This is a genomic window from Pseudochrobactrum saccharolyticum (assembly GCF_008801715.1).
Lineage (GTDB): Bacteria > Pseudomonadota > Alphaproteobacteria > Rhizobiales > Rhizobiaceae > Pseudochrobactrum > Pseudochrobactrum saccharolyticum.
The window spans coordinates 823,676-847,501 of record NZ_VZPG01000001.1 but is presented as its reverse complement, the minus strand read 5'-3'; the positions used below and the strand labels follow the sequence as shown (position 1 = coordinate 847,501).

21 protein-coding genes are annotated in these 23,826 nt (G+C 53.0%); 12 read left to right on the top strand and 9 right to left on the bottom strand.

What is annotated here, in order from left to right; all coding sequences use genetic code 11:
* Nucleotides 1-10: 10 nt before the first annotated feature.
* The 6 genes from F7P81_RS03830 (at nucleotide 11) to F7P81_RS03805 (ending at nucleotide 7,172) form a co-directional block, all read left to right on the top strand.
* Nucleotides 11-952 carry an ABC transporter permease gene (locus F7P81_RS03830; RefSeq protein ID WP_075654174.1) on the top strand — a complete coding sequence of 314 codons (942 nt, stop codon included), beginning with the start codon at nucleotides 11-13 and terminating at the stop codon, nucleotides 950-952.
* Entirely contained in the window at nucleotides 949-1,851 is a 903-nt protein-coding gene (locus F7P81_RS03825) for an ABC transporter permease (RefSeq protein WP_028233467.1), read from the top strand. The genes F7P81_RS03830 and F7P81_RS03825 overlap by 4 nt, the downstream gene beginning before the upstream one ends.
* 58 nt (nucleotides 1,852-1,909) lie before the next feature.
* A complete protein-coding gene (locus F7P81_RS03820; protein ID WP_116086482.1) occupies nucleotides 1,910-3,502 on the top strand; it encodes an ABC transporter substrate-binding protein in 1,593 nt (530 codons plus the stop codon).
* Nucleotides 3,503-3,621: 119 nt separating this feature from the next.
* Nucleotides 3,622-5,058: an amidohydrolase family protein gene (locus F7P81_RS03815; protein WP_151158622.1), complete on the top strand. Its 1,437-nt coding sequence runs from the start codon at nucleotides 3,622-3,624 to the stop codon at nucleotides 5,056-5,058.
* A gap of 57 nt (nucleotides 5,059-5,115) precedes the next feature.
* Nucleotides 5,116-6,096 (top strand): ABC transporter ATP-binding protein, encoded by a 981-nt coding sequence (locus F7P81_RS03810; protein WP_022710263.1) that lies wholly within the window; start codon nucleotides 5,116-5,118, stop codon nucleotides 6,094-6,096.
* Nucleotides 6,093-7,172: an ABC transporter ATP-binding protein gene (locus tag F7P81_RS03805; RefSeq protein WP_075654177.1), complete on the top strand. Its 1,080-nt coding sequence runs from the start codon at nucleotides 6,093-6,095 to the stop codon at nucleotides 7,170-7,172. The genes F7P81_RS03810 and F7P81_RS03805 overlap by 4 nt, the downstream gene beginning before the upstream one ends.
* 63 nt (nucleotides 7,173-7,235) lie before the next feature.
* On the opposite strand, the gene F7P81_RS03800 is transcribed toward F7P81_RS03805, so the two are convergent.
* The 8 genes from F7P81_RS03800 to F7P81_RS03765 all read right to left on the bottom strand — a co-directional run bounded on the left by F7P81_RS03800 (nucleotide 7,236) and on the right by F7P81_RS03765 (nucleotide 16,165).
* Nucleotides 7,236-8,633 (bottom strand): alanine/glycine:cation symporter family protein, encoded by a 1,398-nt coding sequence (locus F7P81_RS03800; protein ID WP_075654178.1) that lies wholly within the window; start codon nucleotides 8,631-8,633, stop codon nucleotides 7,236-7,238.
* Between the two features lie 231 nt (nucleotides 8,634-8,864).
* Nucleotides 8,865-9,689, bottom strand: a complete 825-nt coding sequence (locus F7P81_RS03795) for a bifunctional allantoicase/(S)-ureidoglycine aminohydrolase (RefSeq protein WP_116086488.1) — start codon at nucleotides 9,687-9,689, stop codon at nucleotides 8,865-8,867.
* A gap of 160 nt (nucleotides 9,690-9,849) precedes the next feature.
* Entirely contained in the window at nucleotides 9,850-10,566 is a 717-nt protein-coding gene (locus F7P81_RS03790; RefSeq protein ID WP_151158621.1) for a glycerophosphodiester phosphodiesterase family protein, read from the bottom strand.
* A 14-nt stretch (nucleotides 10,567-10,580) separates the two neighbouring features.
* The gene (locus F7P81_RS03785; protein ID WP_151158620.1) at nucleotides 10,581-11,456 is read right to left on the bottom strand and encodes an ABC transporter permease; all 876 of its coding nucleotides are present in this window, start codon (nucleotides 11,454-11,456) and stop codon (nucleotides 10,581-10,583) included.
* Between the two features lie 12 nt (nucleotides 11,457-11,468).
* Nucleotides 11,469-12,398 carry an ABC transporter permease gene (locus tag F7P81_RS03780; protein ID WP_151158619.1) on the bottom strand — a complete coding sequence of 310 codons (930 nt, stop codon included), beginning with the start codon at nucleotides 12,396-12,398 and terminating at the stop codon, nucleotides 11,469-11,471.
* Between the two features lie 12 nt (nucleotides 12,399-12,410).
* Complete coding sequence (locus F7P81_RS03775) at nucleotides 12,411-13,403, bottom strand: ABC transporter ATP-binding protein (RefSeq protein WP_151158618.1); 993 nt, start codon at nucleotides 13,401-13,403, stop codon at nucleotides 12,411-12,413.
* Nucleotides 13,400-14,434, bottom strand: coding sequence for an ABC transporter ATP-binding protein (locus tag F7P81_RS03770; RefSeq protein ID WP_151158617.1), 1,035 nt, complete (start codon nucleotides 14,432-14,434; stop codon nucleotides 13,400-13,402). Before F7P81_RS03770 ends, F7P81_RS03775 begins: the two co-directional genes overlap by 4 nt.
* A gap of 96 nt (nucleotides 14,435-14,530) precedes the next feature.
* On the bottom strand, nucleotides 14,531-16,165 hold the full coding sequence (locus F7P81_RS03765) for an ABC transporter substrate-binding protein (protein ID WP_151158616.1): 1,635 nt from the start codon (nucleotides 16,163-16,165) through the stop codon (nucleotides 14,531-14,533).
* A gap of 382 nt (nucleotides 16,166-16,547) precedes the next feature.
* Here F7P81_RS03765 and F7P81_RS03760 point away from each other — a divergent pair, with 382 nt between their 5' ends.
* The 6 genes from F7P81_RS03760 to F7P81_RS03735 all read left to right on the top strand — a co-directional run bounded on the left by F7P81_RS03760 (nucleotide 16,548) and on the right by F7P81_RS03735 (nucleotide 22,821).
* A complete protein-coding gene (locus F7P81_RS03760; RefSeq protein WP_151158967.1) occupies nucleotides 16,548-17,366 on the top strand; it encodes a sugar phosphate isomerase/epimerase family protein in 819 nt (272 codons plus the stop codon).
* Nucleotides 17,367-17,446: 80 nt separating this feature from the next.
* The gene (locus tag F7P81_RS03755) at nucleotides 17,447-18,370 is read left to right on the top strand and encodes a hypothetical protein (RefSeq protein ID WP_151158615.1); all 924 of its coding nucleotides are present in this window, start codon (nucleotides 17,447-17,449) and stop codon (nucleotides 18,368-18,370) included.
* A gap of 156 nt (nucleotides 18,371-18,526) precedes the next feature.
* Nucleotides 18,527-19,342: a hypothetical protein gene (locus F7P81_RS03750; RefSeq protein WP_151158614.1), complete on the top strand. Its 816-nt coding sequence runs from the start codon at nucleotides 18,527-18,529 to the stop codon at nucleotides 19,340-19,342.
* Between the two features lie 258 nt (nucleotides 19,343-19,600).
* Nucleotides 19,601-20,299 carry a response regulator transcription factor gene (locus F7P81_RS03745; RefSeq protein WP_022710844.1) on the top strand — a complete coding sequence of 233 codons (699 nt, stop codon included), beginning with the start codon at nucleotides 19,601-19,603 and terminating at the stop codon, nucleotides 20,297-20,299.
* Nucleotides 20,296-21,486 (top strand): ATP-binding protein, encoded by a 1,191-nt coding sequence (locus F7P81_RS03740; protein WP_151158613.1) that lies wholly within the window; start codon nucleotides 20,296-20,298, stop codon nucleotides 21,484-21,486. Before F7P81_RS03745 ends, F7P81_RS03740 begins: the two co-directional genes overlap by 4 nt.
* A 486-nt stretch (nucleotides 21,487-21,972) precedes the next feature.
* A complete protein-coding gene (locus F7P81_RS03735) occupies nucleotides 21,973-22,821 on the top strand; it encodes a phosphatase PAP2 family protein (RefSeq protein ID WP_151158612.1) in 849 nt (282 codons plus the stop codon).
* Here F7P81_RS03735 and F7P81_RS03730 read toward each other — a convergent pair.
* Complete coding sequence (locus tag F7P81_RS03730; protein ID WP_151158611.1) at nucleotides 22,724-23,794, bottom strand: AraC family transcriptional regulator; 1,071 nt, start codon at nucleotides 23,792-23,794, stop codon at nucleotides 22,724-22,726. The genes F7P81_RS03735 and F7P81_RS03730 overlap by 98 nt on opposite strands.
* Nucleotides 23,795-23,826: the final 32 nt, after the last annotated feature.

Here is a 23,826-nt window from a genome sequence, read left to right as displayed (position 1 = left end):
AGGCAAATTCATGCTTCGGCACACGTTACAACGTCTGCTTCTCGCTTTACCGGTCATGTTCGGTGTGCTGCTGCTCGGCTTTTTGCTGATGCAGGTGGTGCCGACCGATCCGGCACAGGTGCGTGCAGGGCCTACCGCGACACAAGAACTGGTTGAAGCCATCCGCCGTGATCTCGGTCTCGATCAGCCTTTGTGGAAACAGTTCTTCTATTATATCGGCCGCCTGATGCAGGGCGATCTCGGCGTTTCCATCATCAATAATGTGCCGGTCTCGCAGGAACTCGGTGCCACAATCGGCCCGACACTGGAGCTGATGGTTGCATCCCTGATCTGGGCAATTCCTCTGGGCATTCTGCTCGGCACAGTCGGTGCCTATTATCGCGGCTCATTGCTGGATCGCTCGATCATGGCGGTGTCTGTTGCCGGTGTGTCTATCCCTGTGTTCTTTCTCGGTCTGGTGCTGGTCTGGCTGTTCGGCTTTAAATATCCGATCCTGCCATTTACCGGTCGTCTCGGGCCGTTATGGACATGGGAAGGCTTCACCAGCATCATTCTGCCTGCGATTACGCTCGGCGGTGTGTTTGTCGGCCCTGTTGCCCGTATGACCCGTACATCTGTGCTGGATGTGCTGGGCGCGGATCATATCCGCACAGCACGCGCTAAAGGTCTGAAAGAGCGTAAGGTTGTTACCCGTCATGCGCTGCGCAATGCGCTGGTGCCGGTGGTGACACTGATCGGTTTGCAGATCGGCTTCCTGCTCGGCGGTGCTGTGGTGGTTGAGACTGTGTTCTCATGGCCGGGCATTGGCCGTCTGGCAGTCGGTGCGATTTTGTCCAGCGATCTGCCAATGGCGCAGGGCACGATTATCGTCATGTCTCTCGGCTTTATTCTCGTCAATCTGGGCGTTGATATTCTCTATGCTGTGCTCGATCCGCGTGTGAGAGGTGCATGATGACCAGTCTTGCAAAAACAAATGTTGCGGATGCAGCGCAACCGGCAGAGCAGGAAATTGCTTTCAAGCGTGTCAGCGTATTGCGTATGCTGCTCTCCGATACCGGCTCGGTGATTGCTCTGACCCTTGTGGCACTGACCCTGTTTTGCGGTCTGTTCGCCCCGTGGCTGGCACCGGAAGACCCTTATGGCGGCAATCTCGGCATGATGCTGAAGCCAATCGGTGAAGCAGGCTATCTGCTCGGCACTGACGGACAGGGGCGCGGCATGGTAACACGTCTGCTCTATGGCATCCGCACTACTCTGTTCATGGGCTTTGTCTCGGTGTTCTTCGGTTGTGTCGTCGGCGGGATTATCGGTTTCGTGGCGGCTTACTACACCCGCTGGAGCGGCGTGCTGATGCGCTTCATGGATGTGTTGCTGTCTTTCCCGGCCATTTTGTTCGGCTTGGCAATTGCCGCAATCTTTGGTCCGGGTTTGACCGCCGTTATTATTGCATTGTCGATTGCGACCGTGCCTTTGATGGCGCGTGTGGTGCGCGGCGGTGCGATTGTGGTGTTGCAGCAGGATTATATTGAAAGCGCCCATTCGCTCGGCATGTCCGACAGCCGCATCATCTTCAAATATGTGCTGCCGAACTGCCTGTCATCAATCTTCGTGTTTGTAACGCTTCGTTTCGGACAGGTGATCCTGCTCGGTGCGGCGCTATCCTTTATCGGCCTTGGCGCACAGCCGCCGACAGCGGAACTCGGTGCTATGGCATCGGAAGGGCGTAACTTCCTGTTCTTCGCACCGCATGTCTCGGTTCTGCCAAGTCTGGTGATCTTCATTATCGTTCTGGCGTTTAACGTGCTGGGGGATTCCCTGCGTGACGCGCTCGATCCGAAATTACGTAAATAATCATTTTTGGCGGCGGATCACTGCACAGAACAGTGGGCGCCTCATCAGGAGGACTAAAATGAGAAAATATCTGACTGCCACTCTCGTCGCCGGTGTTGCTGCCAGTGCCGTTTTGTCCGGTGCAGCCTATGCCCAGACCAAGGCGCCATTGTCGATCCTGCGCGTGATCGATGCGGATAATTATGATCCGATCCGCTCCACCGCAACCGCTATGGTTGAAGTGATGGCCATGCTGGGCGACACGCTGGTCTCGCTCGATTTTGACATGAAAACCGTCAAGCCGGGTCTGGCGGAAGCATGGTCTGTATCTGAAGATGGTAAGACTTACACCTTCAACCTGCGTAAGGATGTGAAATTCTGCGACGGCCGCCCGATGACCGCTGCCGATGTGGTCTATACGATTGAGCGCTGGCAAAACCCGGAAAAACGCTCACCGACTGCCTTCCGTGGCGGTAAGGTCAAGAGTGTAACCGCTAAAGACGATTACACCGTGATCTATGAGCTGGAAGAGCCGTATTCCGATCTTCTGCCGCAGCTGACCATGCCGTTCTCGACCATTGTGGACAAAGCAACCGTAGAGAAGCTCGGTGAGAATTTCGGTGTGCAGGGCTTCAACGGTACCGGCCCTTATTGCTGGGTCAGCTGGCAGCCGCGTCAGGAACTGAAGCTCAAGAAAAACCCGAATTACACATGGGGGCCGTCATTCTATAAAAATCCGAGCCCGCAGGTTGATGAAATCGTCTGGCGCGTGATCCCTGAAGCCAATACGCTGATGGCCGCAATTCAGGCGCGTCAGGCAGACATGACCTATTATATGCCGCCGATTGCGCTGACCACGATGGAAAGCATGCCGGGCATTAATGTTTCCAAACAGGAAAACTACATCTACGACATGTTCATGGGCTTCAAGATCGACAAGCCTGTGGTGTCCGATCCGGTGATCCGTAAAGCCGTGAATATGGCGACCAATAAAGCGGCAATCACTCAGGCCGTTTATTTCGGTCATGGTAAGGAAATGAAGTCGCTCGTTAATCCGGCGATTATTGATTTCGATCCTGAATCCGCAAAACTGATGCCTGCTTTCGATCAGGATGCAGCCAATAAAATGCTCGACGAGGCCGGCTGGAAAATGGGCGGCGACGGCATCCGTGAAAAAGACGGCCAGAAAGCCACTTTCCTTGTCTATGGTCTGCGCAATGCCACCAATCCGACCGTGAGTGAAGCCATGCAGGCTGATCTGCGCAAGATCGGTATCGACATGAAAATCCAGCTTTGGGATGCAACTGTCGGCTGGGGCAAGATGGCAACGCAGGAATTTGATGCGTTCTATATGAACTATCCGGCACTGACTGCCCTTGAAGCGATTGGTCTCTACTTCCCGAGCCGTCAGGCACCGACACCAAACCGCATGAACTGGAAAGATCCGGCAACGGATGAGCTGATCCGTAAAGCGGCAACCACCACCAGCAAGGAAGAACGTCATGAAGCGCTGGCAACCCTGCAGCGTAACCTGACCGAGGCCAATGTCTGGGTCACGCTGTCGTCTGAGCCGATGTGGCTGATCTCCGGCGACCGCGTGGAAGGTGCCAAGGCACACGGTATCTATGGTGCCGGTATCTATAAAGGTCTGGATATTTCTCTGAAACGCTAAAGCATGTCTCCCAAAAGTGGATGCCGGTTTTGGGATAAAGACATGCGTAGAAATATGACAGGCGCGGCTCATGAGCCGCGTCTGCACAATCTGTAATTCAGGCGCAGGGGAGTGATGCGGTGAGTGTAACAGTCATCAGAAACGCGGATATTGTCGTTGCATGGGATAAGGACAGCCAAAGCCATATCTATGTAAAAAATGCCGATGTTGCTTTTGAAAACGGTAAGCTGACTTTTGTTGGTAAAGGCTATACCGGTGCTGCTGATGCAGAACAGGACGGCCGTGGCTTTATGGTCATGCCGGGTCTGGTCAATATTCATTCGCATCCTGCAAGCGAGCCGCTGAACAAGAGCATTCTCGATGAACTCGGTTCTCCGGGTCTGTATAATTCCGCGCTTTATGAATTTATGCCGATTATCCGTCCGGATGCGGAGGGTGCAGAGGCTGCATGGAAAGTCGCCTATGCGGAACTGCTGAAATCCGGCGTCACAACACTGGCTGATCTCTCCGTTGCCCATCCGTCATGGATTGATCTGGCAGGACAGAGCGGTCTGCGTGTTTGCATTACACCAATGTTCCGCACCGCGCGCTGGTACACTAAAAACGGGCATGTGGTGGAATATGAATGGGACGAGGCCGTTGGCGAAAAAGCTATGGCACAGGCATTGGAAATGGTGGATGCCGCAGAGGCGCATCCGTCCGGTCGTCTGTTCTCGATGCTGTGTCCGGCACAGATCGACACCTGCAGCGAAGGCCTGATTAAAGAGAGCTATGCGGAAGCGCAGCGGCGCAAAATTCCGTGGCAGATCCATGCCGCACAATCGACCGTAGAATTTCATGAGATTACCCGCCGTCACGGCGTTTCGCCTGTGCAATGGCTGGAGCAGCTTAATGTGCTGGGCGAGACCAGCATTGTCAGTCACGGGATATTCCTCGATGATTATCCGCGCAATAGCTGGCATACGCGCCGCGATCTTGATTTGCTGGTGGAAACGCGCACAGCAGTAGCCCATTGCCCGACCGTTTTCATGCGCCGTGGCATAGCCATGCGTGATTTTGGTCGTTATCTGCGTGCCGGTGTGCGTCTTGGTATCGGCACCGACACCTATCCGCATAATATGCTCGAAGAGATGCGTCATGTCGGTTACGTGGCGCGGATGATGGCTGAAAACCCGCGTACTGTTACGTCCGGTGAGATTTTCACCGCAGCAACTGTGGGCGGTGCCGATCTGCTCGGGCGTGATGATATCGGGCGTTTAGAGGCAGGCTGCAATGCCGATCTGGTGCTGGTCAATCTCGCGCATCCGATGATGCGGCCGGGCTATGATCCGATCCGCAGCATGATCTATGCCGCAGCCGAGCGTGCCGTGGATACGGTCTATGTCGGCGGAGAGAGGGTGGTCGAGAAAGGCCAATGCCTGACGATTGATTTTGAGCAGGCTGCCGAAGATCTCCACGCCGCACAGCAACGCACAGTTCAACGGGCACCGCAGGAAGACTGGGCGAAACGCCCTGTTACTGCTTACGCCCCGCATTCATTTTCCGGCCTGAGTTAAACTGGCCAAAGCAATATTCCGGTCATATGGAAATATGACCGGCTTGGAGATTTCTATATGACAGAACCGGTACTCGAAATCCGCAATCTCGTCACGGAGTTTAAAACCCCGAACGGTGTTATCCGTGCGGTGGACGGTATTTCGCTGAAAGTCGAGCGCGGCAAGACACTGGGTATTGTGGGGGAGAGCGGCTGCGGTAAATCCATGCTGTCGCTGTCTGTTATGGGGCTGGTGCCGCCACCGGGCAAGAATGCCGGCGGTGAAGTGATTTTTGAAGGACAGGATCTTCTGAAACTGTCGGCTGATGAGATGCGCAGGCTGCGCGGCAACCGCATAGCGATGATCTTTCAGGAGCCGATGACTTCGCTCAATCCGGTGCATACAATCGGCTATCAGCTGGTTGAGGCCTTACAGGCGCATCATAAAAAACCTTACAAGGAAATGCGTGAGGAAGCGATTGAAGCGCTGCGTAAAGTGCGCATTCCTGCACCGGAACGCCGTTTTGATGAATATCCGCACCAGCTCTCCGGTGGTATGCGCCAGCGTGTGATGATTGCTATGGCGCTGGTCTGCAAGCCGGTGCTGCTGATTGCCGATGAGCCGACAACGGCATTGGATGTGACCATTCAGGCGCAGATTCTCAATTTGCTGCGCGAGTTGCAGCAGGAAACCAATATGGCCATCATCCTCATCACCCATGATCTGGGTGTGGTTGCGCAGGTCGCCGATGATGTGGCGGTGATGTATGCCGGTAAGGTGGCAGAACGCGCTTCCGTCAATGCGATTTTTAAAGACCCGCAGCACCCCTATACTATTGGTCTGATGGGCTCTATGCCGCGAATGGATGAGGATGTTGACCGGCTGGTGGCAATCAGCGGTGTCGTGCCGCCGCCGTTTCGCCTGCCATCCGGCTGCCGGTTTAATCCGCGCTGCCCGTTTTCTGATGAGGAATGCACAGCAACTCTGCCTGCTCTGCATGAACTCCAAGCCAATCATCTTGTTGCCTGCCATAAAGCTCCGGTGGAGGATTTCGTATGACACAACCACTTCTGGAGCTGCAGGGCATTTCCAAACATTTCCCTGTCAAAAAAGGCCTGATCCGGCAAAAAGTGGTCGGCACAGTTCGCGCCGTGGACGAAGTCTCTTTCAAGCTGATGCCCGGGGAGACACTGGCCATTGTGGGCGAAAGCGGGTGCGGAAAATCCACCACTGCGCGTCTGGCGCTGCGTCTGCTGGAGCCGACTGCCGGTCGGGTACTGTTTGAGGGTGAAGATGTCACCAATGCCAGCGGCACCAAGCTGCGTGATCTGCGCCGCAAAATGCAGGTGGTGTTTCAGGACCCCTATGCCAGTCTCAATCCGCGTATGACTGTGGGTGAACTGATTGCCGAGCCGATGCTGGTGCATGGTGTCGGCACGGATGCTTCACGCCGTGAGCGGGTGATTGAACTGCTGCGCCGTGTTGATCTGGCACCTTACCATGCCGCGCGCTATCCGCATGAGTTTTCCGGCGGGCAGCGCCAGCGTATCGGTATTGCCCGTGCGCTTTCCCTGTCGCCGAAACTGATTGTCTGTGACGAGCCTGTGTCAGCGCTCGACGTGTCCATTCAGGCGCAGGTCGTCAATCTGCTCAAAGATTTGCAGAAAGAGATGGGACTGTCCTACCTGTTCATTTCGCACGGGCTACCGGTGGTCAAACATATGGCTGACCGTGTGGCGGTGATGTATCTGGGGCAGGTGGTGGAGATTGCTGACAAGCATCAGCTTTATAACAATCCGCGCCATCCCTATACGCAGGCTTTGTTGTCTGCTGCGCCACAGCCTGATCCGGCCTCGCGCGGTTCGTGGAATGTGCTGGGCGGCGATGTGCCGAGCCCGCTCAATCCGCCGTCCGGTTGCCGTTTCCATACCCGTTGTCCGCTGGCGCAGGATTTGTGCAAACAGCAGGTGCCTGAATTGAAGGATTTAGGAACCGGCCAGCAGGTCGCCTGCCATTTTGAAGCACAGGTGCCTGTCTTCAAACATGCGGCGCATTTCGCTTCCGGTGCGGAGAAATTGCAGCAACGTCTCGGATTGTTTGCCAAGAAACGTGCTGAAAAAGAACAGGCTGCTTAATATAGTTATATTGATACAAAACAGGCCGCTTCATTTCTGAAGCGGCCTGTTTTAGTTTGGTGGTTATTTCCAGATTTCGCCGTCCACTTTGCCCTTCAGCTCCGGATAATCCTTGAGCGTGAAATGCGGTGTGCCAAGCTTCTGCTGATCGAAATAATCCTTGGTCACTTTGACAACAGTACCGGAGAGCAGCGCAATGGCGATCAGGTTGATGGTTGCCATCAGACCCATGGCAGCATCGGCAGCATTGAACACTGTAAGAATGCTTTCATAGGCACCCCAGACCACCATCAGCAATGTGGAACAACGCAACAATGTGAGCCAGAGATGTCTGCCCGCACCCAGATAAATCATGGCATTTTCCGCATAAGCGTAATTACCGATGATCGAGGTGAAGGCGAAGAAGAAGATCGCAATACTGATGAAATAGCTGCCAAACCAGCCGATATGTGCGGTCATGGCTTCCTGTGTCAGCAGCGTGCCGGTCAGGCCGGAACCCGGAACCAGCTTATGCGACAACAGGATCATAATCGCGGTTGCCGAGCAGATCAGAATTGTATCAATGAAAACGCCCAGTGCCTGCACAAAACCCTGCGAGGAAGGATGGTGCGGATTTGGTGTGGCGGAAGCGGCAATATTCGGCGCAGAACCCATACCGGCTTCATTGGAGAACAGCCCACGTTTCACACCATTCATCAGAGCGCCGGTGATGCCGCCTGCCGCTGCTTCAATGCCGAAAGCGCTTTTAACAATCAGGGCAAACAGCGCAGGAACTTCAGTAATATTGGCAAGCAGCACATAAACGGCAACGCCCAGATAAATTGCCGCCATAAATGGCACAACCAGTTCGGCCACGCGGGCGATCTGACGGATACCGCCGAAAATGACAATACCGGCCAAAGCCGCAATGACGAGGCCGACCAGAACTTTAGAGAAACCGAAAGAACCGTTCATCGCATCGGCAATGGCATTGGCCTGCACAGCGTTAAAAACAAGGCCGAATGCGATAATCAGACAGACAGAAAAAATCGCCGCTGCCCACGGGGCTTTCAGACCTTTGGAAATATAGAAGGCAGGACCGCCGCGAAACTGGCCGTCATTATCGCGGGTTTTATAAAGCTGTGCCAGCGTGCTTTCGGAATAGGCTGTGGCCATGCCGACAAAAGCGACGATCCACATCCAGAAAATTGCACCGGCGCCGCCGAGATAAAGCGCGACTGCCACACCGGCAATATTGCCGGTGCCGACGCGTGAGGCGAGGCTGGTACACAGTGCCTGAAACGGGGTAATCCCGCTGTCATCGCGCTTTGGCGCACGCATGACCGAGCGGAAAAACTCAGGAAAATGGAAGATCTGAAGGAAGCCCAACCGGACCGAGAAATAAATCCCGACAGCGAGCAATCCGTAAATCAGCACATAATCCCAGAGGATCATGTTTATAAAGCTAATAATTGTATTCATCGGTATGACGCGCTCCGCTGCACCTTCGGGTGAGGTGAATATGTCGTTTTTATGATAATTATGATCTGATAAATTGGTTTTAGCTTATATTCACAGCGAATGCATGATTTTTTAAATCAGTGTGGAAATGCGCAATTTTCCGGATTTAATTTTGGTTTTTCAAAAAGATACAGCCGCTCGGTCTGTGTAAAACCGGCGGCTGTTATAAAAAATATTATTGCTGATCCGGCGTCAAAGCTTCAGCTTTACGTGACGATTCACGTCCTTATAGAGCAGATAGCGGAACTTTCCGGGGCCGCCGGCATAACAAGCCTGCGGGCAGAAAGCGCGCAGCCACATATAGTCACCGGCTTCCACCTCCACCCAGTCCTGATTGAGACGGTAGACCGCCTTGCCTTCCAGCACATAGAGGCCGTGTTCCATCACATGGGTCTCGGCAAACGGAATAATGGCGCCCGGTTCAAACGTGACGATATTGACATGCATGTCATGTCGCAAATCAGACGGGTCAACAAAACGGGTGGTCGCCCATTTGCCGTCCGTGTCCGGCATGGCAACCGGCTCTACTTCGGATTCATGCTTGAAAAAGGCTTCCGGCACATCCAGACCGTTCACATATTCAAAGCTCTTTCTGATCCAGTGGAAGCGGGCAGGTGCATCGCTTTTGTTGCGCACAGTCCAGAGGCTTTTCGGCGGCAGAAACGCATAGCTGCCTGCGCGCATGGCATGGTCTTTGCCGTCAAGCGTAATGACAATATTGCCCTCAACCACGAAAATACCGGCTTCGGCATCCGGATCAGGTTCAGGCTTGTCACTGCCGCCCTGCGGTTCCAGTTCCACAATATATTGCGCAAAGCTCTCGGCAAAACCGGAGAGCGGACGGGAGAGTATCCAGACGCGGGTTTTATCCCAGAATGGCAGGCAGGATGTAACAATATCCATCATCACGCCTTTTGGGATAACCGCATAGGCTTCGGTGAATACGGCACGGTCGCTTAGCAATTGCGTCTGCATCGGTGCGCCGCCCTTGGGGGCGTAATAAGTGCGCTCAGTCATAATCTCTCCCGTTATTTTTACCCTCAGTGCGCAGTCAGGCCGGTTTTCGGTGTTTCTGCAAGAGGGATAACGGGATTACCATCAAAAAAGATAAATTGTCGACAATATTGTATATAATAATCCCGTTTATCGAAAAGATAAACGGGATACAGAACATCAATTATGCAAGATCAGGCCGGTCTGTGGTGATCTGACGGATCGGTGTGTTCTTCCAGAATTCCAGCTCCGGCTCAGTATTCGGTACCCACACGCCCAAACGCTCCGGTGCAATGCGGTCTGTGATTGCGTCCCAGCTATGGGCAAGCAGGGCTTTCTCAACAGCCAGAATATCGGCATGACTGTCGAAATAGTCGAGCGCTTCCTGTAATCCGCCGAGAATAGTGGCGCTGAAAGCATTGAGCGAGGCGAGGCGGCGCATTTCCGGCGCAATATCTTTTACTTGCTCTAATACCTGACGGGTAAAGCCGGTGAGAATGCATTGGTCTTCCATGCCCTGTGCGCGGATAATCTGCACAGCCGCATCAGTCAGACCGTCATAGAGATCACCATTGACGCAGTTCTTCAGTTCCACATGTAATTCCATGCCGGTTGGTTTGAAGATTTCCAGAACCTCTTCAAACAATGGAACATGCTCATCCATACTTTCACGCAAAATCGTGTTCTTACGTGCCTGTTTGGAGAGTTCTGCCACATCGCCGACGCCATGGGTGGTGCGCTCCAAAGTCGGGTCGTGCAGCACAACCACTTCACCGGCATTGGTCAGATGCAGATCAAATTCCACACCGGCAATATTGAGATCAGCGGTTTTGCGAAAACCGGAAAGGGAGTTTTCGGGCCAGAGATTGCGCGCGCCGCGATGGCCGATAATACGTGTCATGGTTGGTCTTTCTGTTATCGAATAGTCGGATCGAGCTTGTCGCGCAGCCAGTCACCAAGAATGGAAATTGATAGTGTGGTGAACATGATCACAAAGGCCGGTGCCAGCATGATCCATGGCGCGGTGGTCAGATATTCACGGCCGTAGCCGACCATATTGCCGAGGCTGGATTTTGGTGGCTGCACGCCGAGACCTAAGAAAGACAGGCTGCTTTCCAGCAGAATGATTTCGGGGAAAGTCAGGGTCATGGAGACGATCAGGGTCGAGGCAATATTCGGCAGAATATGGCGCAGATAGACCCATGATTGTTTAGCGCCAAGCTGTGTCACTGCGGCGGCATAGCCTTGTGAGCTCGCGGAAATCGCCAGACCGCGGGCGATACGCGCATAGCGCTCCCAGCCGTAAAGCCCCATCAGGCAAACAAGCAGCACCATGGAATTACCGAAAAACGCCAGCACGGACAGAGCGAGGATCAGGAACGGTAATGCCGCCTGAAAATCTGCCAGTGTCAGCACCACTTGTTCCACGGTCTTGCGGAAATTTGCGGCGAAGAAACCGACGGTGGTGCCGAGCAGGGTGGAAATAATCGTGGCACCAAAAGCGATCAGCAAGGAGACACGGATGGATTCAATCAGGCGGGATAATACATCGCGCCCGACCTCATCCGTACCGAGCCAGTGTTGCGGGTGGCCTGGCATCACAAGGCGGCTTTTAAGATCCATCGCGGTAATGCTGTAAGGGCGGATCCAGTCAGCGGTGATAGCGATGATAATCATCGCGGCAAACCAGATCAGCGACAGTATCACCAGCAGCGGGATGCGTTTCTTTTTGCGTTGATGGACATTGACCACGGGAACGGCGGTACTGTCACTGATTGAGAGTTCAGACATCAGCCGGTTCCTTTACGCTTTGGCCTGATTATCGCGCAGGCGCGGATCGAGAAAACCATAGAGCAGGTCAACAACGAAGTTTGACAGCACCATGGTGGAGGCAATCAGCAGCAGGATGCACTGCACTACCGCGAGATCACGATTGGAAACGGCAACCACCAACAGGCGCCCGACACCCGGCCATGAGAACAGGGATTCAATCACCACTGCGCCAGCAACGAGTGAGCCGACCATGAAGCCGACCAGTGTCACAATCGGTATCGCTGCATTGGGCAATGCGTGATTGCGGATGACATCGCCCCAGCGCACACCTTTGGCACTCGCGTTGCGGATATAAGGTTGGCCGAGAATTTCTATCATCGCACTGCGGGCAAAACGGGCGAGAATGGCGGCACCGGCAATGCTCATGGTGAGCACCGGCAGAATGGCATGTATCCATGTATCACTACCGCCCGATGGCAGCCATTTCAGTGTCACGGAGAAGATCAGCACCAGCACCAGACCGAGCACGAAATTCGGCAGGGTAAAGCCGATAATGGCGGTCATCATCACCAGCCGGTCGATAATGCTGTCGCGATGGAGTGCCGCATAAACACCGGCAGGAATACCGATGGCCAGATTGAGCAGCAAGGTCGGAATGGTCAGCATCAGCGTGGCCGGAATACGCTCGGCAACCAGATCAATCGCTTTCTGGCCGTCGCGCATGGAGACACCGAAATCGCCCTGAAAAATCGCCCCGAAATAGCTGAAATATTGCACGAGGATCGGCTGATCCAGCCCCCATGCTTTGCGGAAGGCTTCAATCGCCTGCGGCGGTGCATCGGGGCCGAGAATGATCTGTGCCGGATCACCGGACATGCGCAGCACGATAAAGGCAAAGGTCACAACCAGCATGACTGTAATAAAAGCCCGCAACAGACGGGTGAGGAAAAAGGAAATCATCAGTCTGTCCTGTTATCCGGCTAATGTTATTGGCTGTGATGCACTGTCATACAAATGACAGGCAACACTATGCTCTTTGCCGGTATGCAAGGTTTCCGGCACATCGGTGCGGCAACGCTCAGATGCGAAACGACAACGCGGATGAAAAGCACAACCGCTTGGTCTTGCTGCCGGATTTGGCGGCTCACCCTGCAGGATAATACGATTGCTCAGGAGCGTGCCGGGCACCGGAATACTGGAAACCAGTGCCTGTGTATAAGGATGCTGGGGTGCCTGAAAAATTACGTCAGATGGTGCTTCTTCAACGATCCGTCCCAGATACATCACGGCCACGCGGTCACTGATATTGCGCACCACTTTCAGATCATGGCTGATAAACACCATGGCAATACCGTTTTTCTCCTGCAGATCGCGCAGCAGATTGACCACCTGCGCCTGAATGGAGACATCCAGTGCAGAGACGGCTTCGTCACAGACCAGCAGTTCAGGATTGCAGGCAATGGCACGGGCAATCACCACACGCTGGCGCTGCCCACCGGAAAGCTCGTGGGGAAAGCGCGCTGCATGGTGCGGCATCAGGCCAACGGACTGCATCAGCTCTTTCACCCGTGCTGCACGGCTTTCTTTGTTGCCAATACCGTGGATCAGCAGCGGTTCTTCAATCTGTGTGGCAATAGTCAGGCGGCGGTCGAGAGCGGCAAGCGGGTCCTGATAGACAAGCTGCATACGTTTGCGCAAAGCCCGCCATTCATTGGTGCGGGCAGGCGGCAGAACCTCACCGTCAAAACGAACTTCACCGGTACTCGGACGCTCCAAACCGAGCAGCAGTCGGCCGGTGGTGGATTTGCCGGAACCGCTTTCGCCGACAATACCCAGCGTTTTGCCTTTTTGTATAGACAGGCTCACCGCATCAACGGCTTTGACCTCTGTCGGCTTGGCAAACAATCCGCGCTTTGAGGTGTAGATTTTGCTTAGGTTTTTGGCTTCGAGCAGCGGTTTGTTCATGACAGCACCTGTTGCTGTGTTGCGGACGCAGGGGCAATGAATGCAGCCGGTACGGCCGGTGCGGCAGGAATAACCGTGTCGCGTATTTCGACAGGACGGAAACAGGCGACATAACGATCATCCTGATTGCCGGTCAAAGGCGGCAGATCGCTTTTGCAACGATTTTCCGCACGGTTGCAGCGCGGGGAAAAAGCACAGCCTTTCGGCAATTTGCCCGGTTCCGGCACTGTGCCCTCAATCGGGATGAGACGCTCTCGGCCACCATCAATACGCGGGATCGCATCAAAAAGCCCGCGTGTATAGGGATGGCGCGGCTGGGCAAATAGCGCCTCGGTCGAGCTTTTCTCGATCATACGACCGGCATACATCACGCAGACGCGCTCGCAGATTTGCGAAACAGCACCCAGATCATGGCTGATAAACACAATCGCCATGCCGGTTTCCTGACGGATACGGGCGAGCAGGTCGAGCACTTGTGCCTGAATAGTGGCGTCCAGTGCCGTGGTTGGCTCATCGGCAATCAGCAAATCCGGTTCACCGGCAAGCGCCATGGCGATCATCAGGCGCTGGTTTTGGCCGCCGGAAAACTCATGCGGAAAATTATCAAGGCGGCGGGCAGCATCGGGAATGCCGACCAGTTCCAGCAGGCGCAGCGCTTCTTTGCGCGCAGCCGCGCCGGAAATGCCGCGATGCAATCTCACCGCTTCTTCGATCTGCTTGCCGACACGGATCACCGGATTGAGCGAAGAGGACGGATCCTGAAAGATCATGGCAATGCGGGCACCGCGCACGGATTCCAGCTTGCGCCGTGGTGCACCGACCAGATTAGCACCGTCAATGATGACAGAACCGGAGACAGTGGCTTTCTTTGGCAATAGCCCGAGTGCTGCCAGCCATGTTACGGATTTACCGCAACCGGATTCCCCGACCAGCCCGACGGCTTCGCCTTTTTCGATTTTCAGATTGATACCGTGCAAAACCTGCACGCCGTCAAAAGCCACTTTCAGATCGGCGATCTCGACCAAAGCCATCGATGCGCTCCTGTCATAAATATCGGCATCAGATGCCAAGCAGAGAATGAAACAAAAAAGCCATGCGGATGGTGACACCCGCATGGCTCACAGGGCTCAACCCCAGTTATTGCTACGGAATTCCATGGCGAAGGCCGGTGCGGCTTTCCACTTCACGGATTTGCGTTTGGCGGTGAAAGTCGCGTTCTGATGCAGCAGCGTATAGGCCGGATCTTCACGTTCGCAGATTTCCAGCATCCGCTTGAAGGCTTCACGACGCTTGCCCTGATCCATGCTGGTTTCAAGGAAACCGGACAATTCGTTCATTTCCTTATTGGTCCATTCGCCGACCTGTTGCTGCTGGCCGTTCGGGCCGTGCTGGCTGACAATGGAGGAAACAGGATCATTGAACGGAGCAGAGTTTGACCAGTCACGCACTGCGCGTGTCGGGGTCTGTTCCAGCACCTGCTGCCAGTTTTCTTTCATCTCGATCTCAACATTGAGACCGGCCTGCTGCCACATCTCCACCAAAATCTGACCGGTTGCGGTCTGGTTGGTGTAGTAATTGTTGAGCAGACGATAAGGGATCGGATCGCCTTTATAACCGGCTTCTTTGAGCAGCTGACGGGCGAGGTCCGGATTATATTCCGGCACAGTCCAGTCCTTGATGAACATGTCATCATAATACGACCATTGCAGACCGGCCGGAATTTCTGTGCGGCCTGCCCAGAGGCTGTCCACAATAGCCTGACGGTCAATCGCATGGGTGAATGCGCGGCGGATCAGCGGATTGACAAGCTGCGGATGGTTCTTGTCGAACACGGTCAGGCGATGGTTGAGCACCGCGCCGCCGAGCACTTCGAATTCCGGGTTTTTCTCGATGGTTTCGATCTGATCCGGCGGGATATCGCAGGCGAAATCATATTCACCGGAGAGCAGGCCGTTGACGCGGGAGGCCACTTCCGGCACTTCCACAAAGCGGATGCTTTTCAGCGGCGGGCGACCGCCCCAATAGTCATCATGGGCTTCAAGCTGCAGATAATTATCCGGCTTGAATTCAACAATCTTATAAGGGCCGGTGGTTACAGGCTTACGTGCCCAGTCCAGATAGCTGCTGGCTTCTTCAAAAGCGCGGCGGTTCATAATCTGGCTGCCGTAACGGGAAATGCGGCCTTCCAGCGTGATATCCGGCGTACCGTTTTTGAAGCGCACTGTGTATTTGTCGATGATCTCAACACCGAGCAGCGACGGGAAATTGCGGCGCGCTGTGGCAGGCACTTCCGGTGGCAGTTCTTTGCTCTCGCGGTTGGTGGGGTTCATTTCCAGAACGCGCAAAGTCTCGCCGGTATTCGGCTTGGTGTCACCGAACATACGATCTGTGCTGAAAGTGAAAGCCACGTCTTCAGCGGTCATTTCATCGCCGTTGTGGAATTTCACGCCTTGGCGCAGTTTCAGTTCAACAGTCTGATCATCAATACGTTTCCACTCGGTCGCTAGTGCCGGTGCACGAACGAGATTATTCATATAATCAAGACCGATCAGCGCTTCCCACAATTGCGAGAAGAAAACGCGTTCGCCCACATTGGACTGTTCGCGCAATACATCAAGCGTATTGGAGTTGGATACTTTCTGCACCGCAATGGTGATGGAAGGACGGTCATTGCTCTGCGCAATAGCAAAGCGTGGCAGGGTCAGAGAGGCTGCGCCGAAGCCGATCAGGCCGAGTGCATTACGCCGGTTAATCGAAACCATCAAAGGTCTCCCGTTGTTGACAGAAATGTCATGCCGTCCGGCCGTTAAAAGCAGGGGTGAAAACCGTGCCGGCATGGGCTGGCAGCGGAATAGGCTCTCTGTATGACAAGGGTATAAATCTGATTTTATCTTTTCATGACGTTCTGTTGACGGTGGGTTTCTGTGTTGCAACGGTATGAATTATTTATGAAATTTTGAATTCTGAGCAATTTTGCACAAGGCTGTAAAATGCCTGACATATAATACAGGCAAGAGCGCGCCCATGCGGTTGGCGGCAGAGTTGCCGCACCGCTCTGACGATGCATATTATGGAATTGTGCATTGCGTTTTGGCGCCATCCTTCAACGAGTGTGGCTATCTGATTATTATCGAGGACGAGACAATGTCTGAACTGCCGATTATTGGTGCTGCCCTGCTGGTTGAGGAAATGCCGGTTCATCGTGACTGGTATCTGGAAAAGCCGCGTGATCTGGAAATCCAGAGCTTTATCAATGCTGATGTTTTGATCGGCGACTGGAAGCCGATGGCTGAAGAAATCAAGAAACAGCTGGATGGGCATCAGGGGCGTCTGGGCATTCACGGCCCGTTCTGGGGCTTCACCATTGATACGCCGGATCCGGATGTGCGTACGGTTGTACAGAAACGTCTCGATCAGGCGCTGGATGTTTGTGAATTCCTCGGCGCGGATCAGGTCGTGATCCACAGCCCGTTCACCACATGGTCGCATAACCATCTGGATGACGGTTTTAATGGTCGTGAAGAAATCACCGAAAACACCCATCTTACTCTGGCACCGGCTATTCGCCGTGCAGAAAATATGGGCGTGACTTTTGTTATCGAGAATATTGAAGATATCAATCCGTTTGAGCGCCTGAAACTGGCTGACAGCTTCAATTCATCTGCCGTGGCTGTTTCTATTGATACCGGTCATGCGCATTATGCGCATGGCAATACCGGTGCCGCACCGGTTGATCATTTCGTTCATGCCGCAGCCAACCGTTTGCAACATGTGCATTTGCAGGATGCGGATGGCTATGCGGACCGCCATTGGGCAACCGGTGATGGCACAGTCAACTGGAAGGCCGTCTTTGCAGCACTCAAGCAATATGACAGCAATCCGCGCCTGATTTTGGAAATGCGCGACCATAATGACATTAAAAAGTCGATGAAATATCTGGAAGCTGTCGGTCTCGGACAGTAAACCTTTAGCAGTCGAAAAGAATTGTTGTTGCGTCCTGCCGGTGTTACACCGGCGGGATGTTGCATTTTGAGGAGCCTGTTATGTCTGTTTTGCGTCCGATTTTGTCTGCCTGCCTTTTGTCTGTTTTATGGACAGGTACAGTGCTTGCACAGCAAAATCCGGCAGAACCGCAGAAGCAGGAACAGGTTAAGGCGGAAGGCCCTTGCGCGGCTATTTTTGCTGAGGCGGATTTGTCTTCACTTCTGGACGGCGCTGAAATTACCTATCGTGCAGATGGCTGCACACTCAGCAATGTCACCATCGATGCCGGAACCTATCAGAGCTGGTCAGCCGAAACCGTTGAAATCCGCAGTGCTCCGCTGGAAAAGGACGCTGAATACTGGCCGGAATGGGCTGAAATCTCTGTTAAGTCTGTCGGATACTGGCCGTCCAGTCTCCCTGCGATGCGTTATTTAAGCAAAATTCAGAAGAATGGTTTTGATCTGAAGCTGGCTTATCAATGGGATAAGGACAGTAAAATATTCCGCGTGAATGAAGCGCGTTTCTCCGGCCGGTATATTGGTGAAGTGCTGTCATCCGCGACGGTTGAGCTGTCTGAATTGCCGCGTTTTGATATTCTGGGGGCGCAAAGCTCGTCTCTGGAAACCATGAAAATTCGTGAGATTTCGACCGAGCTCGACGATCAGGGTTTCTTTGCAAATTATGTTATGACAACTATCGTCGGGATGATTGGTTATAATGATGATCCGGAACCGGAAATTGAAAAATATCGCTCTATGGCGCTGGCTTTTGTCGCGGGATTGTCAGCCAATATGATTGATGCCGACGGCAAAAAGGCACTCAGCCGTTTGATTGTTGATCTGCCGCATCCACAATCTAAGGCCGCTATAAAGCTGGTTTTTGATCCGGCCTTTTCTGTGTCCCAATCCGATAGCTCACCTCTGGCTGTGCTGGCTGCGTTCCAGAAAAATCTGAAAATCAGTGCCGTTTATGCCGGCAAATAAGGCTTTGGCAGCATTTTTCTGAGCGGGTTTGACCGGATCTGCACAATTTTGTTTACGCGGACTTGCGTTTTGTGAAACGGTTTCCGGTGGTCTCGGTGTCTGGTTTTCGTTATAGCGGAAAAAACATTTCGTATCAGGCATCAGGATATTATTCATATGCAGGCTCTTGAACAGGCGTTTCCGCGCCGCGCAATTCAGATCAAAAATTCCGGCTTTTCCGGTGGTATTATTCTCTCTTTTGCGATGATTGTCTGTATGGCGCTTGGTGCGTTTCTGCTCTGGTACCAAGGGCCGGGCATTCTGCGCGACTATAAAATCAGCCAGAATCCGGTCGTGGATGAGAATGCCAGCTTGCGCAAAGGCGAGTGCAAAACCCGCCAGCTGATTATGACCGATTGTAAAGCCGATATTGTTTTCAAGGACAGTGCCGGTCAATCTGTTCAGGAGAGCGTCAGCTTCATGTTTTTTGACATGAACCGCTCCGGCTATGATGTGGAAATCGTTCGCTCCGGTGATGATCCGTCACTGGTGACACTGGATCTGGGCATCGAAAAGCTATGGGATCGCATTTTCACGCTCGGTGTTTTCACTGTGCTGCTGATCGGTGGCGCGATTGCTGTGATTGTGGCCATGTTCAGAACGCGTGGTCTGAATAAGAAAATCCACAAACCACTGCCTCTTAAGCCGGTTGCTGTCACCGTGACCGGTATTCAGTCGAATTACGGTATGCGTAATGTGTTTTACAGCTACCTGAATGAAGCGGGTAAAAAGAAGAAGCGTGCCAGCCGTTTTAAGAAGAAAGAAGAGCCGTTTTATCTGAGCGTTGCAGCCGGAAATAAGAAGAATGAAACACCCGCGCTCGCTGTGCTGCCACAGGGATGTGACGTGCCGGTGCTGCTGGATGCAGATCTGAACCGGCTTGATCTGACAGCGGATGAAAAACAGGCTATCGAGAACGCACTGGCAGTCTGAATGTAATAATGTGCAGAGAACTTGTTCTTTTGAACAGGTTCTCTTTAACTGGCGGAAATCGGACAATTTGTCGGGAAATAATGTTTACCGGCAATATGCAGGCACTTTATTAGGAATGCGCCTTTTGATGCTTGGCGTTACGCACACAAAATCTTGACATTCAGCTTATACTGGCAATTGTTTCCCTATGCAGGTGATGGTTGATATTGATTTGTCAAACTATATTGCCTTGTGCGAACCCGGTATAAAAGGTGCGGAATGCTTGACAAAGGCTTGATACTGATTGTTGAAGATGAACCGGCAATTGCCGGTATTCTCGAAGCTTACCTCATCCGTGACGGGTTCCGCACAGTCTGTGCTTCTGACGGCGAAATAGCATTGCGCCATCATGCCATGCTGTCGCCGGATCTGATCCTGCTGGATGTCAAAATGCCCAAATATGACGGTTTTGAAGTTCTGGCGCGCATCAGGCGGGAAAGCAATATTCCGGTAATTATGATCAGCGCGCTGGCAGAAGATCTGGATCGTCTCTCAGGTCTGCGCCTCGGTGCGGATGATTATGTGATTAAGCCGTTCAACCCGCAGGAAGTTGTGGCGCGGGTGAATGCCGTGTTGCGTCGCACCCGTAATAATGCGGCCAATGCAGCGATCCGCTTTGAGAATATTCTAGTTGATTTTGATGCCCATGCGGCTTTCACCGATACGGATGAGGAGCGGCAGCTGCTGCCGTTAACGCTGAGCGAGTTTCGTATTCTCGCCCATATGATCCGGCGTCCGACCCATGCATTTCCGCGCAATGATCTGCTGGATGCCTGCCTGCCGCAAAGTGATGCGCTGGTTCGTACCATAGATACGCATATTGCCAATCTGCGCCGCAAAATTGAAGCGTCAGGCGGGCCGTCCGGTCTGTTTCCGGCGGTACGCGGTATTGGCTACCGTCTGGCAGAACCACGATGAAATTATCCCGCCTGTCGCTGAGTACGGTTTCAGCTCTGGTCACAGCAGCGATGCTGATGCTCAGTTTTTCAATTATTTTCTTTGGTGTCATGTGGGTACAAGGCCTGTATGAGCAGCAATATCTGAGCCAGATCAGTGATAATGCCCGTCTCGCTTATGAGATGCTGGACAGGGGGGAGCTTCCGAAAGAGGCCGATTTTCTGGCTCTTGTCCAGCAACTGACGCCTTTATACGAAGATGCAGAGGCTGAGCTTTATCTTCTGGTGCTGAAATTCGGACTTGGGGCTGCGTTGATTTGCAGCCTCATCGGTTATTGGCTTGCCCGTAAATTCAGCAGCCCTTTGGAAAAGCTTACACGCGTAGTGAATAACCTGCGTGAAGGCGATTTTTCCGTCCGTGTTCCAGACACGGTTAAAGGCACAAGCGAAGTTGCGATGCTTATCGAGCGCTTCAATGCGCTGGCAGAAGAGCTGGAGAATATGGAGCGTCGTCTGCGCTTTAACACCATGGCTGTGGCTCACGAGTTGCGTACGCCTCTGACCATTGTTCAGGGCATATTGCAGGGAATGGCCGATAAGATTTTTCCGCGGGATGATGACCGGATTCAAGACCTGTTGATGCAGGTGGAAGGTTTGACCCGTCTGGTCAATGACTTGCGTACCTTATCGCTTGCAGCCAGCCAGAAACTGGTGACCGAGCGCTGTAATACAGATATTGCACAGGCGGCCGAGCAGGTCTTGCAGGCTTCACGCTCACTGCTCGCCGAAGCGGGAATGGTGCTGGAAACCAATCTGAAGCGAGCCATCATTCCGGCGGATAGTCAGCGTCTGCGGCAGGCCATGCTGGCGGTTCTGGAAAATGCCTGCCGTTATGCATCATCCGGCGGATATTTGCGCTGTGAAAGCGGATATCTGAATAAAGAAGAAGCCTTTCTGCGCATTATTGATCGCGGACCCGGCTTCGATCAGGAATTTTCCGGCCATACGATTGATGTGTTCTGGCGTGGCGAGCCGTCCCGTGCAAGAGCAACCGGCGGGTCAGGTCTGGGCTTGTCAATTGTCCGTGCAATCGTGACTGCCCATGGCGGCAGAGTGGAGCAGGCCAGTCTGGCTGAGGGTGGAGCTTGTGTGACCATGATTTTTCCGCGCAAACTGGCGGAAAATAAGCCGGACGGGACAGTGGCATAAATTCAGAATATCTGGATTTGTAATTCCGTAATACGGAGTAATATTTATGCAACTGTCATATAATACAGTTTTCATAGGTAAATTTTAAAAAATAATATTGAATATATTGTTTGACGATAAGTCTTAAACCGGATCACATCTTATTCCGGTTAAATCTTGACAATTCTGCTGCACATCAAACCGTGTAATAAATGTGAGCGAGAATTGTTGCGTGTTATACTATACGGGGCTTCAGTCAGAATTTCAGGATAAGAAGAACCTGCCTGCCAAGTGGCAGCAGCGGTTACATGCGCTTGTGTCTTCTTCATTCCTTCCGCGCAATCCAAAACGAGCGCAAGCTATCAGACGGAATCTTTACAAAAGTGAATTTTTACTGACAGGCCAACATATGATGCTTGCCGGACGGAGTGTCGTCCCATGAGAAAGCTACCTCATGATTTACATTTATGTTTTGTTTTTATTGTATTTATTCGTGCGTGAATTTCTATGGGTATAAATAATAATCTGCCTGCACTGATACGCAGTTCTGCCGGTTCATTGCACGGCAATGTTTCTGCCATTCGTCATGGCAATTACAGACTTAACATACTGATAAGACTGGCAGTGATTGTCAGCTTTATCTTCATGGTTATACCGGTTATCGATATTACGGTTTCCGGCTGGTTTGCAGATCGTGCAGGCCAGTTTCCGCTACATGAAAACCGTTTCTTACTGACATTGCGTGATCTGCACCGCACTTTGCCGGCGATCATCGTGCCTGCATTGCTTGCTTGTCTGATCTTGCAAGGTCTGTTTAACCGGCGCTGGCTGCCTGCACCGCATAAGCTGCTTTATATTCTGTCTGTCTATGCTATCGGTGCGGCAGCTATTGTTCATGGTTTGAAATATCTTGTCGGCCGTGCCCGTCCGAATGAAATTATGGAATTCGGCGGCAGTTCGTTTTTCAGTCCGGCATGGCAGATTGCCAAGAGTTGTCAGAGCAGTTGCTCTTTTCCGTCGGGTGAATCCGCGAGTGCTATGGCAATGCTTGCTATTCCGCTGGTTCTGGGCGGTGCCAATCGTGTGCTGCTGCTGATTATTACCGGTTTTGCAGCTTTGGTTTTCTCGCTGAACAGGCTGGTTATGGGAGCCCATTTTCTCTCGGATATCACGCTGTCTTGGCTGTTTGTTGCAATTACTATGGCGTGGTTCTGGCCGGTTTTTCAGCGCCATGGCGATCGCATTGACAGCTTCATTTTCAAGATCGGTCAGTGTATCCGTAATCGCGGTTTCGTGTGGCTGGCTCCGGTTGCGATGATCTGTAGCGGGCAGGGCTTGCACCAGTCCATTTTTTAAAAGCGCGGTGAAAAGCACTCGGCTCCGTATAGCCGAGTTCTGCCGCAATCATGCCGACCGGCTTATCGGTTTCCTGCAGCCAGTTCAGCGCATATTGGCGGCGAAGTTCTTCTTTGAGGCTGCTATAGCTCATGCCGTCTGCCCGCAAATGGCGGCGTAATGTCTGTTCGGATATATGCAGGCTTTGCGCTGCCTGTGCAAAATCCGGCCAGTTGGCAGGCGGGGTTTCCCGTAGCAATTTGTGGATCGCAGAAGCACTGCCGCGATCATAGCGATAACGCAGCAGAATATTGGCCGGTGCCTGTGCCAGAAACTGCCTTAGGGCTGCTTTGCTGCGGTGGATTTTCAGCGACAACAAAGCAGGATCGAAGCTGAGGCTGGTCTCTTGTTGGAAAAAACGGACTTTGGTACTGAAAAAATCCAGATAATCCGGCCTGTCCGGCGGAGGCGCACCACGAAAACCAATATCGTGGATAGGCAGGCGCCGTTTCACGAGCCAGCACAGCACGCCGTAAAGAATGAGAAAAAAGGTGCGGTAGGCGAAGGCCGGACGTGCGGGGCTCACCTCACGCAGCACAATAACAGCCAGCCCATCGCGCAGGATCAATTCGCCCTTCGGTTCACCGATCAGCAATGTGAAAAAGCGTAATGATCGGCGGATGGCATGTTCGAGATTGTCGCTGGAAAGGGCGACATGGCACAACATGGCGAAACTTCCGGGTGGCATCGGGCGCTGGCCAAAGCGGAAAAACTCACACTGAATTTCCTCCGCAATCGCCAGCCAGAGGCGGCTGTAGCGTGCGGCATCCAGTTTGAAATCCGGTTGCTGTAAGGCCTTGGCATCAATACCAGCACCTGCCAGCACATCCGGTATTTTTGCAGGTGCATAGTGTTGCAAGACTGTCAGTGCGTCATCAACAAAGCCACGACCGATCATGGTTTCCTCCTGCTCCTGAATAACAAGATATGGCAAAACCGATCATAAAATAAAGTCCAAACTGTCAT